Genomic DNA, 14,857 nt, shown 5'->3' on the forward strand with positions numbered 1-14,857 from the left:
GGCGGAGTCGACGCCGCTGTGGCGACTTACGCGGCCGGTGTGACCGAGCCCGGACACCACGTCGCCATGATCGGCACCAGCATGTGCTGGGGCTATGTCACTCCCTCGGCGGATGCCGGCCACGGCCTCATCGCCTTCCCCTACGTGATCGGGGACGACCTCTACGTTTTCGGCGGCGCCGCGACAGCTGGCGCTTCCGTCACCTGGTACCGCGAGCAGTTCTGCCAAGCCGAGGTCGCGGAAGGGCGCGCGACAGGCCGCGACCCGCATGCGATTCTTGAAGAACGTGCGGCCGCCGTCGCGCCGGGTTCGGACGGCGTGGTTTTCCTGCCCTACCTGATGGGCGAGCGCTCGCCCGTATGGGACGGTCAAGCCTCAGGCGCTTTCGTGGGGCTGAACCTGTTCCACACCCGCGCTCACCTGTATCGCGCCGTGCTGGAAGGCGTGACGCTAGCGCTACGGCATAACATGGAGTCGGGCGCGAAGGGCTCGGTTCCCCTCGAGCCGCGGCTCGTCGTGGTCGGCGGCGCGGCGCGTTCCGACCTCTGGATGCAGATCATCGCCGACGTCACCGGCTACCCGGTCTGGACGATTGAGGAAGACGTGGAGGCGGCGCTCGGCGCAGCACGGATGGCGGCATTGGGAGTGGGGCTGATCGCACGTGAGGACCGCGACAGCTGGATCACCCTCGTCGAGCGGGCCTCTCCCGACGCGGCCCGCAAGGCGCGCTACGACACGGTGTTCGGGATCTATGCGGGCCTCTATCCCGCGCTACGGAATTCCATGCATGCACTGGCGACCTTGCGCGGGATCGCTACACGGGAGGGGAGCCCCCCGCCGATGAGGAGCTGACTCATCGCCTTTTGCCACTTGGACATCTCCACACGCTGCGGAGAGCAATTTTTCGGGTCTTGCCGTCCGACGCCATCGCGGTCCTGAACGGCGAGCCGGTGAAGTGCAAAACGTCGTTCGTTCGAGCAACGCCTGCACATGAACCTCCGTTCCGATGGTCCAAATGCGCAGAAGCAGCCCTTTCGCTCTCCACACGTCCTCGCCTGTCATCACAGCCGAGCTATCAGTGGTCACGGATCAAGTAGGCTGCGCGGCCCGGACATGCATCCTGTCGGTCCGCGCAGGGTTCAGATCTCCGTTTTCTCCGCGAGCGCCAGGGCGTCTTCGACGTCGACACCCGGGTAGCGAACCGTGCTCTCGATTTTGGCGTGCCCGAGCAGGAGTTGCACGGTGCGTAGGTTACCCGTCTGCTTGTAAATCATTGCCGCCTTGGTCCGTCGCAGCGAGTGCGTGCCGTAGTCCTCGCGCCGAAGGCCGACCCCGTTGACCCACTCCTCCACGAGCCTGGCGTACTGGCGCGTGCTGATCGGCTTGGCATGGTCGATCCGGCTCGGGAACACGTAGTCGGTCACCGTGCCTCCCCGGCGCTCCAGCTACGCGTTCAGGCTCGCCTGGGCGTGGTCGAGCAGTTCGAACTGCACCGGCCGCTTCGTCTTCTGCTGGACCACGATGGCGCGGGAACGAACGCGTCCGCCCAGGACAATGTCACCGATCTTGATCTTGACGATGCTGCAGCCGCGCAGCTTGCTGTCGATCGCGAGGTCGAACATGGCGCGGTCGCGCATCCGCTTCTTGCTGTCGAGCCAGAACCGGATGGCCCAGACCTGCTGCGGTTTGAGGGCCCGCTTGGCCCCGAGCTTCCGTCCGGCATTCCAGGCAGGTTTCTCCTTCGCGCCCGGATCGTGTTCTGATTGTCCCATGGTGCATCCTCCCGTGGCCACATCGGCCATGAGGAGAACAGGACAGTCGTACAACGTCGGGGTGCGAAGACACTCTTTCTGCCGGGTCTACGTGCGCTGCTTTCGACCCAAGTCAGGCGTAGCAGGGCGGATGCAGAAAGCGCAGAAGCGGACATGCATGCAAAATCCGGCGGATCCCTTTGGAGTGCAGGTTTCGGCTTCGCTTAAACGCCGCGTGGGCTTGTGACACGAGATCCCAGCCTGGTCGACTGAACCTCCTAGCAGTATTTTTTACACTTTTCCTACGATCGACTTGGTTGCAGACATTCCAACCGACATCTCCGCATGGGTCCAACGTCAGGGTGAAGCCGCAAACCGTCTCGTGGATTCAGCATGCACCCAGCACATGGCTTCACTGCAGTGCAGCAAATTGTTGCAGCGCACGAACGGGCCCATTCTCATGATGCTGAAGGATGAGACGACCTGGGCTTTTGCGCCCTGCCTTCCCTTGGAGACGAGCCATGACCTCCTATCGAGCCACCGCGGACCGCCGCCTGCTCTCCGCCCCGCGCACCGAGGGCGTGATCGCCCGCATGGTCCGGCTGTGGATCGAACACCACCAGCGCATGATCGACCTCGGCCTTCGGCCGCACTGACCCACCAGGCTTCAAAGGTCCCGCTGACCATCGGTGAGGCGCTGGCGGGCCCGATGGATGTGATAGCGCATCGTCAGGGCGGCCGCTTCCGCGTCGCCCTGACGGATGGCCTCCGCCACCGCCTCATGTTCATCGAAAACGCGCCGTCCGCGCTCTTGCGAGCCGGCTCGGGTGATGCCGAGTGCCACCGCCATGATATGCTGGATCGTGCCGTTCAGGGTCTCCAGCATCTCGCCGAAGAGGGGGTTCCCGCTCGCCTCCGCCACCGCGAGGTGGAAGTCGAAGTCCATCCGGGCCGGCACGCTGCCGCCCGCGAAGGCACCCCGTAGCACATCGAGGGTCTTGAAGATGCGGTCGAGTTGCGCCGCCGTCCGACGCTGGGCGGCGAGGTTAGCCGCCTGCCCCTCCAGGCCCAGCCTCACCTCGAAGCAGCGTAGCATCTCGGCGATGTCCGAAGCCTTGGCGAGCCGCGTCAGGTGCTCGGAGGGACGGTGCTGAACGTAGGTGCCCGAGCCCTGCCGCGTGGTGACCAACCCATCGGCGTGAAGCCGCATCAGCGCCTCGCGCACGGTCGGGCGTGACACCTGGGACGAGCGGCAGATCTCGCTTTCCGAGGGCAGCTTGTCGCCCTCCTTCAACGCCCCCGAGAGGATCCGTTCCAGGATCTGTCCGTAGATCAGGTCGCCGAGCCGCTCCTTGCGGCGAGGCACCAGCTTTAACTCGCTCACCCGCCTTCCCTCCCGGCCCCGACCGCCCCCAACCTGTCAGACGAGTTGACAGGATTGCCGGCGCGGTGACAAGCTACACTCACTCCGACCCGCAGGCGGCACGATCGGCGGGCGAAACGCAAGGGTGGAACGAGGGTTATGCCTTCATCGACGCCAAACCTCGCTCCTCTCCTGTCAGGCATCTCGGGCATCCTCGTGACGCCCTTCGACGCCGACGACCGTCTCGCGCCGCGCCGCCTGAAGCCGGTGGTCGACCGCGCGGTCGCGGCGGGCGTCCACATCCTCACTGCCAACGGCAACACGGGTGAGTTCTACGGGCTCACGACGTCGGAAGCTGAGCGTGCCGTGCACGCGGCCGCCGAGCTGATCGACGGACGCGCGCCCTTGTTGGCGGGCGTCGGCCGTTCGGTCGGCGACGCCGTCGCCTTGGCGCGCGCATCCCGCGCCGCGGGTGCGGCGGGCCTCATGGTGCACCAGCCGCCGGATCCCTTCGTGTCACCGCGCGGCACGGTGGCCTACGTGGAGCGGGTCGCGGAGGCAGGGAGTGGACTGCCCATCGTGCTCTACCTGCGCAACGACGCCATCGGCTTCGACGCCATCGAGCGGCTCTGCGCCGTGCCGGGCGTGGTGGGGGTGAAATGGGCCTCCCCGACTCCGCTCCGCCTCGCCGAGGCCATGCGACGCTGCTCGCCGGACATCGTCTGGGTCGGCGGCCTCGCCGAGCCCTGGGCGCCCCCGCTCTGCGCCGTGGGGGCCAGGGGCTTCACCTCGGGGCTCATCAACGTGTGGCCAGAGCGTTCTGTGGCCATCCACGCCGCGTTGACCGCCGGCGACTACCGCCACGCCAACGCGCTCATCGCCGAGATGCGGGCTTTCGAGGATCTGCGCGCCGAAGAGGGCAACGGCACCAACGTCACGGTCGTGAAGTCGGCCCTGGCGCTGATGGGCGAGGATTGCGGTGCAGTGCGGCCGCCCGGCGCCTGGCCGCTGACGGATCGTCAGAACTCGGGCCTGCGCGACGCGCTCGCCACTTGGGGGCTCCTGGATCGCACGAGGGCCGCAGCCGAGTGACGACGCCGGATATGGGGCCGCACCGGTAACAGCCGGGCGGCGTGACTTCGGGGGGAAAGGACATCATGTCGAGCGCCGTCAAATCGACCACGACGATCGCCGCGGAGGCCGCCAGGGGGCGGGTGCGCTTCGGCATCGTCGGCATGCTGTTCGCCGTCACGATGGTGAACTACGCCGACCGCGCGACGCTGGCCATCGCCGGCCCGGCCATGTCGAAGGACCTCGGCATCAACGCCCTGCAGATGGGTTTCGTCTTCTCCGCCTTCGGCTGGTCCTACGTCCTCGGCCAGCTGCCGGGCGGGTGGCTGCTCGACCGCTTCGGCTCGCGCATTGTTTACTTCGGCAGCATCGTGGTCTGGTCGGTGTTCACCATGCTGCAGGGCGGGGTGGGTGTGTTCGGCCTCGCCACGGCGGTCTACGCGCTCTTCGCCCTCCGCTTCCTCGTCGGCTTCGCCGAGGCCCCCTCTTTTCCCGCCAACGCCCGCATCGTGGCGGCCTGGTACCCAGCCAACGAGCGCGGCACCGCCTCCGCGGTGTTCAACTCGGCGCAGTATTTCGCCACCGTGGTTTTCGCCCCCGTGATGGGGTGGATCACCTACACCTACGGCTGGCCGTCGGTCTTCGCCTTCATGGGCATGCTCGGCATCCTGGTCGCGCTGGTCTGGCTGAAAACCGTCTACGCGCCCCGCCAGCACCCGCGCCTGCGCCCGGCCGAACTCGACTACATCGCCGCGGGCGGCGCGCTGGTCGACCTCGACGGGCCCGCGGCGAACTGCCGGCCGGTGCGGGCCGCCGCGCCGGGCCCGGCGGTCAAGCCCGGGCAGCTCAAGCAACTGCTCGCCAATCGCATGATGCTGGGCATCTTTCTCGGCCAGTTCTGCATCAACGCGCTCACTTACTTCTTCATTACCTGGTTCCCGGTCTATCTCGTCCAGCAGCGGCACATGAGCATCCTCAACGCCGGTCTCGTGGCCGCCATCCCGGCCATCTGCGGCTTCACCGGGGGCGTGCTCGGCGGGGTCTGGTCGGATGCTCTGCTGCGGCGGGGCTTCTCGCTGACCGCAGCCCGCAAGACGCCGATCGTCGCCGGCATGGCGCTGTCGCTCGTCATGGTCGGCTGCAACTACGTCGAGGCGCAGTGGATCGTGGTGGCGCTGATGGCGCTGAGCTTCTTCGGCAAGGGCGTCGGTGCGCTGGGCTGGGCGGTGCTGTCCGACACGGCGCCGCGGGAGATCGCCGGCCTGTCGGGCGGCCTCTTCAACATGTTCGGCAACATCTCGTCGATCACCACGCCCATCGTCATCGGCGCCATCGTGCAGGCCACCGGCTCCTTCGACGGCGCGCTGGTCTTCGTCGGCGCCAACGCGCTCCTGGCCGTCCTGAGCTTCCTCGTCATCGTCCCCGACATCAAGCGGGTGGAACTGCGTCCGGCCACGGCCTGATGCATCCCCGATCCTCCAAGAGCCATGTCCATGTCAAACGTCCCGCTGTCCCCTCCCGAGCTCGAGCCCGGCGAGGTGCCCGCCCAGCCCCTGAAGGTCCGCAAGCAGTCTTCGGAGCTCCGCTCCGCCCGCTGGTTCGGCCCCGCCGACCTGCGCTCCTTCGGGCACCGGTCGCGTGCCATGCAGATGGGCTACGCGCCCGAGGAGTGGACCGGCAAGCCGGTGATCGCCATCCTCAATACTTGGTCCGACCTCCAGCCCTGCCACATGCACTTCAAGCAGCGCGTAGACGACGTGAAGCGCGGCATCCTGATGGCGGGCGGCTTCCCGGTCGAGCTGCCGGCGCTGTCCATGTCGGAAAGCTATCTCAAGCCGACCTCCATGCTCTACCGCAACATGCTCGCCATGGAGGCCGAGGAGCTGCTGCGCTCCCACCCGGTCGACGGTGCGGTGCTGATGGGCGGTTGCGACAAGTCCACGCCCGGCCTGCTGCTCGGCGCCACCTCCATGGACGTGCCGGCAATCTTCCTGCCCGCCGGCCCCATGCTGCGCGGCAACTGGCAGGGCAAGGTGCTGGGCTCGGGCTCCGACTCCTGGAAATACTGGGACGAGCTGCGCGCCGGAAAGATCACTGACCAGGACTGGCTCGGCGTCGAGGGTGGGATCGCGCGCTCCTACGGCACCTGCATGACGATGGGCACGGCGTCCACCATGACTGCCATTGCGGAAGCGGTCGGCATGGTGCTGCCCGGCGGCTCCTCGATCCCCGCCGCCGACGCCGGCCACATCCGGCTCGCCTCCGAGAGCGGGCGGCGCATCGTCGACATGGTGTGGGAGGACCTGAGGCCGAAGACGATCCAGACGCGCGCCGCCTTCGGCAACGCCATCGCGGTCGCCATGGCGATGGGCTGCTCCACCAACGCCATCATCCACCTCATTGCCATGGCGCGCCGTGCCGGCCACGATGTCGGCCTCGCCGACTTCGAGCACTACAGCCGTCGCGTGCCCGTCATCGGCAACGTGCGCCCGTCCGGCGACAAGTACCTGATGGAGGACTTCTTCTACGCCGGCGGCATCCGGGCGCTGATGAACGAGATCCGCGAACATCTCGACCTCGACTGCGTGACCGTTACGGGGCGGACGCTCGGCGAGAACATCGACGGTGCCAAGGTCTACGATGCGGACGTGATCCGCCCGACCTCCGATCCGATCTACGGCGAGGGCTCGCTGGCCGTGCTGCACGGCAACCTCGCGCCCGACGGCTGCGTCATTAAGCCGGCCGCCATGGACCAGCGCTTCCTCAGGCATTCCGGGCCGGCGCTGGTCTTCGACGACTACCCGAGCCTGAAGAAGGCCATCGACGACGAGGATCTCGACGTCACGGCCGACACGGTCCTGGTACTGCGCAACGCCGGCCCGCAGGGCGGCCCCGGCATGCCGGAATGGGGCATGCTGCCCATGCCGAAGAAGCTTCTCAAGCAGGGCCACCGCGACATGCTGCGGATGTCGGACGCGCGCATGTCGGGCACGAGCTACGGCGCCTGCGTGCTGCACGTGTCGCCGGAATCCTACGTCGGCGGGCCGCTGGCGCTGCTGCGCACCGGCGACATCGTCACGCTCGACGTCGACGCGCGCTCCATCCGCATGGAGATATCCGACGAGGAGCTGGCGGCCCGCCGGGCCGCCTGGACGCCTCCGCCGGTCCGCTACGAGCGCGGCTACGGCTGGGCCTTCTCGAAGCACATCCAGCAGGCCGACCAGGGTTGCGACTTCGACTTCCTCCGCACCGAATTCGGCGCCCCCGTGCCCGAGCCGGCCATCTTCTGAGCGACGAGGCTCTCCCATGCTCTCCGATTCCACCCGCGCCAAGCTCAAGGGCGTCAGCACCGCGACGCTTGCCTCCGCGCTCTACAAGCGCGGGCTGCGCAGCCAGATGGTGCAGGACGTGCGCCCGCTGTCCGCCCCGAATGGCGGCTCCATGGTGGGCGAAGCCTACACGCTCCGCTACATGCCAGCGCGCGAGGACCTGAACCCCATGACGGTGTTCCGCGACCCGTCCCACCCCCAGCGCCGGGCCGTCGAGGAATGCCCTCCGGGCTGCGTGTTGGTGATGGACAGCCGCAAGGACCCGCGCGCCGCTTCCGCGGGCGGCATCCTGGTGACGCGCCTGATGGTGCGCGGCGTGGCCGGCGTGGTCACGGATGGCGGCTTCCGCGACTCGGCCGAGATCGCCGGGCTCGACATGCCGTCCTTCCACGCCCGCGCCTCCGCCCCTACCAACCTGACGCTCCACCAGGCGATCGACCTGCAGGTGCCAATCGGCTGCGGCGACGCCCCGGTCTTCCCGGGCGACGTGGTGGTCGGCGACGCCGACGGCGTCATCATCGTGCCGGCGGAGATCGCCGACGAGATCGCCGACGAGGCCGTGGAGATGACGGCCTACGAGGACTTCGTGACCGAGCGCGTGCGCGCCGGCGCCCGGACGATCGGCCTCTACCCGCCGACCGACGATTCCAACCTCGCCGCCTTCGCGGCCTGGCGCCAGCATAACGGCCGCTGAGGGCGACTCTTTCGCCAAAGGCGGGAAAGGCGCCGCATCGACCTGCCCTTTCCCGTCGACGCGGCCGTCATCCGCGGCCGAGCGGACACGGCCATCAGAAACATCCAGGGAGACAAAGTTGCATAGATCGTCGTTCGCCGCCTCGTGCCTCGCCGCCTACCTGCTGAACTCCGCCCCGGCCATGGCCAAGACCTTCGTCTACGTGTCGGCCGCCGAGGACGGTGTAATCGACCGCTACGAGATGGACCGGTCGTCCGGTGTGCTGACGCCGCTCGGCGAGACCAAGGCCGGCAAGCTCGTCATGCCGACGGCCCTGAGCCCGACCCATCCCATGCTCTATGCCGTCGTCCGGTCCCTGCCGACCCACGTGGTCACCTACGCGATCGATCCCGCGACCGGCGACCTGAAGGAGTTCGCCAGCGCGCCGCTGCCCGACAGCATGCCATACGTGTCGACCGACCGGACCGGCCGTTTCCTGTTCACGGCCTCCTACGGCGGCGACAAGGTCGCTGTGAACCCGATCGACCCGGACGGCGCCGTGCGCTCGGCCTCTATCCAGGTCCTGCCCACGGGGAAGAACGCCCATTCCATCATGCCGGACCGCACGAACCGTTTCGTGTATGCGGCGAACCTCGGCAGCGATCAGGTGCTGCAGTACCGGCTCGACGTCGCCACCGGTTCGCTGACACCCAACGACCCGCCGCTGGTTAAGACGCAGCCGAACAACGGCCCGCGCCACCCGGCCTTCTCGCCGGACGGTCGATACGTCTACTACCTGTGCGAGCTGACCGGCATGGTCCTGCAGTTCGCCATCGATCCCGACAAGGGCACGCTGACGGCCCTCGATTCCGTCGCCACGGTGCCGGCCTATTCCGGCCTAGTGGCGGGCGTAGCCCGGGAGGCCATGGCGTCCACGGCGACGTCCGGCGCCAACACGGTCGCGGCGGGCGACGACGGGCGGCCCAAGATCTGGGCGGCCGACATCGCCCTGACGCCCGACGGCCGCTTCGTCTACACGACCGAGCGGACGAAGAGCCACCTCGCCCAGCTGTCGGTCGCGTCCAGCACCGGCAGGCTGACCTACGCCAGGAACTATCCCACGGAGGAGCAGCCGCGCGGCATCCGCATCGACCCGACCGGAAGCTACCTCGTGGCTACGGGCGAGACGTCGGACCGCGTCTCGACCTACCGGATCGACAAGGCTACGGGCGACCTGACCCTCGTGGGCCGCACGCCGGTGGGCCGCGACGCCAACTGGGTCGAGATCGTCGACCTGCCCTGACGACCCGGGCGCACGAACTTCCCCGCACGGACCACCATAGATCGAGGACGCACATGCTGCCGAACCGGCTGAGAATGCTCTGGGCCGACGGGAAACCCGCCCTCAACGGCTGGCTCTCGATCGGCGACGCCTTCGCGGCCGAGATCGTGGCGAACCAGGGCTACGATGCCGTCACGGTCGACCTCCAGCACGGCATGGTCGACGACGGGGCGGCGCTCGCCATGCTGCAGGCCGTGCGGGCGAGCGGTGCGTCGCCCCTGGTGCGGGTGCCGTGGCTGGCGCCCGCCCCCGTGATGCGGGCGCTTGACATGGGAGCGCACGGCGTGATCTGCCCCATGGTGGAGACGCCGTCCCAGGCGGCGGAGCTCGTCTCCTTCGTGCGCTATCCGCCGACAGGGACGCGCAGCTTCGGCCCAACGCGCGCCGCCGTGGTGGACGGGGCGGCCTACGGCGAGGGCGCCGACACGCACGTCCTGTGCTTCGCCATGATCGAGACCGCGCGCGCCTTCGCGGACGTGGAGGCCATCGCGGCGACGCCGGGACTCGACGGCCTCTACATCGGCCCGGCAGACCTGACGCTGGGCCTGACCGGCCGCCGCTACCGCACGGGCTTCGACCGCGAGGAGCCCGAGATGGTGGATGCCGTCCACCGCATCCTCGCCGCTGCCAAGGGGGCCGGTCTTCGCGCGGCACTCCACTGTGGCAGCCCAGCCTATGCGGCGAAGGCCGTGGGGTGGGGTTTTCACATGGTGACCCTGCCGAACGACGTGCGCATTCTGGCTCGAGGTGCCATGGCTGATGTGGTGGAGACCCGGACCATGTTGGACAATCGGAGGAGCTGACCCGAAGCCTTCGAGCGCCACCTGTTCAGGCACGTGACGGTCAGGGCGTGGGGCCTGCATTTCGAAAGGCTTTGGGTCGGTTGGAGGTTCAGGGTAGGTATCGGCGCTCTGTACCCGTGAGCAAATCAGCGGCATCTGACTCACCCTCGCCGCTTGACCGGCACCGGCGGATGTCGACCCGAGCATGTCGTTCCCGGCCCATTCGCCCCTGCCCGCAACCGGACCGTCGAGGCGCAATGCCTCGACCCGCATCCCCGCATCGCTGTCCCGTCGCATGTCGGCCCCCCGGTGGTCCACGGTGGGCCGAGCGACGCCGTCGGCACCGTGACATCCACAGCATAGATCCGCGTCGATACGGGCGGCGCACTTCGAACCGCAATGCAGGGCAAACCACGCGATGACAGGACGACGGCGCGATCAGTTCGCCACGGACCGAGCCTGCCGGGGGGCCACGGTGTCACGAGTGCTCGAACGCTCGTTCCAGGCTTTCACGTGGGAGACGGCCACCGATGCCGATCGCCACGATGGCAGGTTCGCCGCCCGGGGGAGGCGAGGACGGGCGCGCCGTCCCGCGGCGCCCCATGAACTGTACCTCGATCCAGCCGTCGTCCGGCGCTTGCACCCACCCCTTGAGCCGCAGCAGGCCGGGCAGTCCGCCGGCGAACCAGTCGCGCAGGTCCGCGACGGCGAAGCGGCGAGCCGGGCGGCAGGACCAGGACTCGAACACGTCGCCATGCCGCGGGTCGCCCGCCGGCGCGTGATCGTGGCGATGCGGGCCGGGCGCGGCGTCGTGGGGGACGGATCCGCCGTCCCACGGCGCGAGCCGACTGATGATCGCCAGGGGTACACGAGCCTGCGTGGTGCGGAGGGTCGGGACCCCGGGCGCCGCCTCGGCGATCCAGGCGTCGAGCCGCGCGTCCTCGGCAGCGTCGACCTCGTCGGTCTTGTTGACGACGAGGAGATCCGCGGAGCCCAATTGACGGAGCATGGTGTCGGCCAGCAGGGGATCGGCGGCGTCCCGCCGCGCCGTGGCGGCGTCGAGCAACACGATGACGCCGTCCGGGGTCAGGGCGGGATCGGCACGCGCATACTGGGCGATGCGTCCAGGGTCGGACACGCCGCTGGCCTCGACCACGACGGCGTCGAACGGCGCGGGCGCCGACAGCACGGCGATCAGCGCCGCCGCGAGGTCGTCGCCGATCTGGCAGCAAACGCAGCCGTTGCTGAGCGTGATCACGTCGGACCCAACGGCGGCGATCAGCCCGGCGTCGATGTCGAGGTCGCCGAAGTCGTTGACCAGCACAGCGATCCGCTGGCCGCCCGCTTCGCGCAGCCAATGGCTCACGAGCGTGGTCTTGCCGGAGCCGAGGAACCCGCCCACCACGGTCATCGGCAGGGGGCGCGGCGAGGGGCTGGGCGGCGCGCTCACGCCGCGGAGGCTCGATGGACGGCGCCGCCGAAGACCGTGCCCCACACGCGTACGTCCTTCAGCGCCATCGGGTCAACGGCGAGCGGGTCCTCCTCCAGCACGCAGAAGTCGGCGCGCTTGCCGGGCTCGATCGAGCCGACCTCGCCGTCGAGGCCGAGGGTCCAGGCTGCGCCGAGCGTCACGGCGTGCAGTGCCTGCTCGACGGTCAGGCGCTCGGTTTCGCCGAGCACTCGGCCCTTCGGGGTCACGCGGTTCACCGCGCACCATGCGACGTGCAGCGGCGACAGGGGCGTGACGGGCGCGTCCGAGTGGATCGCCAGCGGCACGCCGTGGGCGAGCGCGCTCGCGCAGGCGTTCAGGCGGGCCGCCCGGTCGGGGCCCATCGTGACCTCCGCGTGCTGGTCACCCCAGTGCCAGATATGGTTGGCGAACAGGTTGGCCGAGAGCCCCAGGGACGCCATGCGGCGGAACAGCGGGGCATCGATCATCTGCCCGTGCTGCAGCGTGTGCCGGTGTCCCGGCCGCGGCGCGCGGGCGAGAACCCGCTCGATGGCGTCGATGGCGACGACGCTGGCCTCGTCGCCGTTGGTGTGTGTGTGGATCGTCAGCCCGGCCCGGTGATAGGTTTCGAAATCCGCCTCGTATTGCGCCGGCGCCGTCACCCAGATGCCGTTGGGGGCGCCGTTGTGGTAGCCGGGCCAGCGCAGCCGCGCCGAGAAACCCTGGATGGAGCCGTCGAGCATCATCTTGACGAGGCCCAGGCGCAGCTTGTCGGTGCTCCGGCCGCGCAGCGTCGCCACGCGCTCCGCCCCGGCCGCCGCGCCATGCGTGCCGTGAAAGGCCTGGAACGCGGGCGCGATCCGCACCGCGCACCCCTCGTCGGCCAGCGCTTCCCCCAGCACGGCGAGGTCACGATCCGTCAGCTTGTTGACGAGGTCGGTCGCCGTGGTGACGCCTTCGCGGCAGGCGAGCCGGGCGAAGGACCTGACCCCTGCGACCGTCACCGGCGCGAGCACGCCGGTGTCGCCGACATGGCGCACGATCAGGAACATTGCGGCCGGCTCCTGCAGCTCGCCCGTTGGCTCGCCCGCCTTCGGCCCGTCCGGAAACTTGACCACGCCCTCGACGTCCGTGTCGCGGGTGATGCCGGCCATCCGGAGGGCCGCGGAATTGACGTTCATCAGGTGGCCGTTGGCGTGGCCGATCACGACCGCGCGCGCCTCGCCCGCGCGGTCGAGATGCTCGACCGTCATGCGCTGCCCGCCGAAGTAGATCGGGTCGAAGCCCCAGCAGATCAGCGGCGCGTCGGCGTCGGCGAGGTCCGCCGCGGCTTCGGCGACGCGGGCCACCACGGCTTCCATGGTGCGCAGCCCCGGCCACACCGTGCCGTCGGGGTCGCGGCGGTCGAACCAGCCGAGGTAGGGCATGTCCCACATGCCGCCCTCCTTGAGGTGGCAGTGCCCCTCAACGAGCCCCGGCATCAGCACTTGGTCGGCGAAGCGGTCGTCGAGGTCGTGCGGACCGTAGGCGGCGAGCGAGCCGAGGTCGCCCACGCCGAGGATGCGGCCGTCTCGCACGGCGACATGGGTGGCGAAAGGCTGGCGGGGGTTCATCGTCACGATGCGGCGCGCCGCGAAGACGGTCGTCCTGGAAGCGGGAGGGGCCATGTCACGGTGTCCGGGCGGTCGGGGGATGGAGCCGATCAGGCGTGGGCGACCTTCGGGCGAAAGCCCAGGCGGTCGGCCGCCACGACCACCACGGCGTTCGCGCCGAGGCACAGGAGTCCGAGGTTGAAGCCGTGCAGGTCGGGCGGCACGAGGTAGAGCGCGATGGCGGACGCCTGGCCGAACACGATGCCGGCGCCGATCGCGGCCGGCCGGACCCTCCATCCGAACAGGATGGCCAGGACCCCCGGCAGGAACTGCGTGATCCCGTAATAAGTCGTGTTGATCAGAGTCAGCATCAGGTTCGGCGCGGCGAGCGTCATGACGATCGAGGCGAGGAGGTAGACCACGATCGCCAGCTTCGCCCCGGTCTTCTGCCGCTTTTCGGACAGGCCGGGCAGGAGGTTGCGCGCCACGAGGGGCCCGATGGCGAGGCTGATGCCGGTGAGGACCAGCAGGCCCGACAGCGCGGCGCCGGCCGCCACCAGGCCCACCAGCGGGGGCGGCAGAAGGCGGACAACGGCTGCGAAGAAGGCGTCGTTGGGAGACGCGAGCTTCACGTCCTGGCTCAACGCGTAATAGGAGGCGAGCACCAGGAACGGGTACATCAGCATATAGAGCGGCATCGCGGCCTGGGTCCGCCGGATCGTGCCGGCGCTCTTCGCCGTGAAGAAGTTCTGCACCGCGAAGGGCATGAGGTAGAACCCGAGCGACTGGAACAGCATGGTGCTCATCGCGAAGGTGAGCTGGTCGCCGTTCATGTGATCGCTGACATGCAGGCTCGCGGCCTCGAACACGGGCTGCACGCCGACCTCCCACCCCACCGCCACGCCGGCGATCACGATGGCGACCACCATGAGGACGTCCTTCAGGATGGCGATGTAGGCGGACGCCCGCACGCCAGCGATCGCGATGTATCCGAAGGCGAGCGCGGCCGCGACGAGGACGAGGACCAGCGGCGGCAGGGACCAGCCCAGGCCGTTGAAGGCGGCCACGAGACCGGTGAACTGGAGCTGTCCCCAGGGCAGCAGGAACAGGATAGCCGACGCGGCCACGAGCCGCTCCAGGGCTTGGCTGCCGAAATACCCCCGGAACAGGTCGGGCAACGTGATGGCGTCGTAGCGCTTCCCGATCTGCCATATCTTCGGTCCGATGAAGTATCCGATCGGATAGGCGAGCACGATATAGCCGAGAAACCATACGCCATATGTGGGCCCCTTGGCGTAGATGCCGCCCGGAAAGCCCACCATCGTCCCGATGCTGTAGATTTCCCCGGCCGTCAGGAAGAACACGAGGTAGGAGCCGAACTGCCGCGAGGCGACGAAGAAATCATGAACCGATTGGGCGCCGTGCCCCCTCTTCGACAGCAGGGCCAGCGCGAGCGAGAGAAGGATGAAGAACAGAAAGATCGTTGTCGCCATGGCGGTCACCA

12 protein-coding genes and 1 pseudogene are annotated in these 14,857 nt (G+C 68.8%); 8 read left to right on the forward strand and 5 right to left on the reverse strand.

Features of this window, described 5'->3' with window-relative positions; genetic code table 11:
- On the forward strand, positions 1-852 hold an 852-nt coding region (locus D3273_RS20470; RefSeq protein ID WP_245501306.1), incomplete at its 5' end, for an FGGY-family carbohydrate kinase.
- Positions 853-1,139: 287 nt separating this feature from the next.
- Here D3273_RS20470 and D3273_RS20475 read toward each other — a convergent pair.
- Positions 1,140-1,772: pseudogene (locus D3273_RS20475) on the reverse strand (tyrosine-type recombinase/integrase).
- 500 nt (positions 1,773-2,272) lie between these two features.
- On the opposite strand from D3273_RS20475, the gene D3273_RS29700 reads away from it, so the two are divergent.
- On the forward strand, positions 2,273-2,407 hold the full coding sequence (locus tag D3273_RS29700; protein ID WP_281011356.1) for a hypothetical protein: 135 nt from the start codon (positions 2,273-2,275) through the stop codon (positions 2,405-2,407).
- Between the two features lie 11 nt (positions 2,408-2,418).
- On the opposite strand, the gene D3273_RS20480 is transcribed toward D3273_RS29700, so the two are convergent.
- Complete coding sequence (locus tag D3273_RS20480) at positions 2,419-3,135, reverse strand: FadR/GntR family transcriptional regulator (protein WP_129228756.1); 717 nt, start codon at positions 3,133-3,135, stop codon at positions 2,419-2,421.
- Positions 3,136-3,273: 138 nt separating this feature from the next.
- Here D3273_RS20480 and D3273_RS20485 point away from each other — a divergent pair, with 138 nt between their 5' ends.
- The 6 genes from D3273_RS20485 to D3273_RS20510 all read left to right on the forward strand — a co-directional run bounded on the left by D3273_RS20485 (position 3,274) and on the right by D3273_RS20510 (position 10,332).
- Positions 3,274-4,206 (forward strand): dihydrodipicolinate synthase family protein, encoded by a 933-nt coding sequence (locus D3273_RS20485; protein WP_129228757.1) that lies wholly within the window; start codon positions 3,274-3,276, stop codon positions 4,204-4,206.
- Positions 4,207-4,271: 65 nt separating this feature from the next.
- Complete coding sequence (locus tag D3273_RS20490) at positions 4,272-5,648, forward strand: MFS transporter (protein ID WP_129228758.1); 1,377 nt, start codon at positions 4,272-4,274, stop codon at positions 5,646-5,648.
- A 30-nt stretch (positions 5,649-5,678) separates the two neighbouring features.
- Positions 5,679-7,475, forward strand: coding sequence for an L-arabinonate dehydratase (gene araD / locus D3273_RS20495; RefSeq protein ID WP_129228759.1), 1,797 nt, complete (start codon positions 5,679-5,681; stop codon positions 7,473-7,475).
- Between the two features lie 16 nt (positions 7,476-7,491).
- The gene (locus D3273_RS20500) at positions 7,492-8,208 is read left to right on the forward strand and encodes a ribonuclease activity regulator RraA (RefSeq protein ID WP_129228760.1); all 717 of its coding nucleotides are present in this window, start codon (positions 7,492-7,494) and stop codon (positions 8,206-8,208) included.
- A 118-nt stretch (positions 8,209-8,326) separates the two neighbouring features.
- Positions 8,327-9,490 carry a lactonase family protein gene (locus D3273_RS20505; protein ID WP_245501307.1) on the forward strand — a complete coding sequence of 388 codons (1,164 nt, stop codon included), beginning with the start codon at positions 8,327-8,329 and terminating at the stop codon, positions 9,488-9,490.
- A 53-nt stretch (positions 9,491-9,543) separates the two neighbouring features.
- On the forward strand, positions 9,544-10,332 hold the full coding sequence (locus D3273_RS20510) for an HpcH/HpaI aldolase family protein (protein ID WP_129228761.1): 789 nt from the start codon (positions 9,544-9,546) through the stop codon (positions 10,330-10,332).
- A 457-nt stretch (positions 10,333-10,789) separates the two neighbouring features.
- On the opposite strand, the gene D3273_RS20515 is transcribed toward D3273_RS20510, so the two are convergent.
- From D3273_RS20515 to D3273_RS20525, 3 genes are read right to left on the reverse strand one after another with little or no spacing between them, the layout of a single operon-like run.
- Positions 10,790-11,761 (reverse strand): CobW family GTP-binding protein, encoded by a 972-nt coding sequence (locus D3273_RS20515; RefSeq protein WP_207210854.1) that lies wholly within the window; start codon positions 11,759-11,761, stop codon positions 10,790-10,792.
- Positions 11,758-13,428, reverse strand: a complete 1,671-nt coding sequence (locus tag D3273_RS20520) for an amidohydrolase (RefSeq protein ID WP_129228762.1) — start codon at positions 13,426-13,428, stop codon at positions 11,758-11,760. The genes D3273_RS20515 and D3273_RS20520 overlap by 4 nt, the downstream gene beginning before the upstream one ends.
- Positions 13,429-13,463: 35 nt before the next feature.
- Complete coding sequence (locus tag D3273_RS20525; RefSeq protein WP_129228763.1) at positions 13,464-14,846, reverse strand: sodium:solute symporter family protein; 1,383 nt, start codon at positions 14,844-14,846, stop codon at positions 13,464-13,466.
- Positions 14,847-14,857 lie beyond the last annotated feature (11 nt).

Source organism: Lichenibacterium minor (genome assembly GCF_004137685.1).
Taxonomy (GTDB): Bacteria; Pseudomonadota; Alphaproteobacteria; order Rhizobiales; family Beijerinckiaceae; genus Lichenihabitans; species Lichenihabitans minor.

Bases quoted from the DNA above. Each gene is read 5' to 3' on its own strand.
- D3273_RS20510 (WP_129228761.1), top strand. From the start codon at position 9,544: ATGCTGCCGAACCGGCTGAGAATGCTCTGGGCCGACGGGAAACCCGCC.
- D3273_RS20520 (WP_129228762.1), bottom strand. From the start codon at position 13,428: ATGGCCCCTCCCGCTTCCAGGACGACCGTCTTCGCGGCGCGCCGCATC.
- D3273_RS20490 (WP_129228758.1), top strand. From the start codon at position 4,272: ATGTCGAGCGCCGTCAAATCGACCACGACGATCGCCGCGGAGGCCGCC.
- D3273_RS20500 (WP_129228760.1), top strand. From the start codon at position 7,492: ATGCTCTCCGATTCCACCCGCGCCAAGCTCAAGGGCGTCAGCACCGCG.
- D3273_RS20525 (WP_129228763.1), bottom strand. From the start codon at position 14,846: ATGGCGACAACGATCTTTCTGTTCTTCATCCTTCTCTCGCTCGCGCTG.
- D3273_RS20485 (WP_129228757.1), top strand. From the start codon at position 3,274: ATGCCTTCATCGACGCCAAACCTCGCTCCTCTCCTGTCAGGCATCTCG.
- D3273_RS29700 (WP_281011356.1), top strand. From the start codon at position 2,273: ATGACCTCCTATCGAGCCACCGCGGACCGCCGCCTGCTCTCCGCCCCG.
- araD (WP_129228759.1), top strand. From the start codon at position 5,679: ATGTCAAACGTCCCGCTGTCCCCTCCCGAGCTCGAGCCCGGCGAGGTG.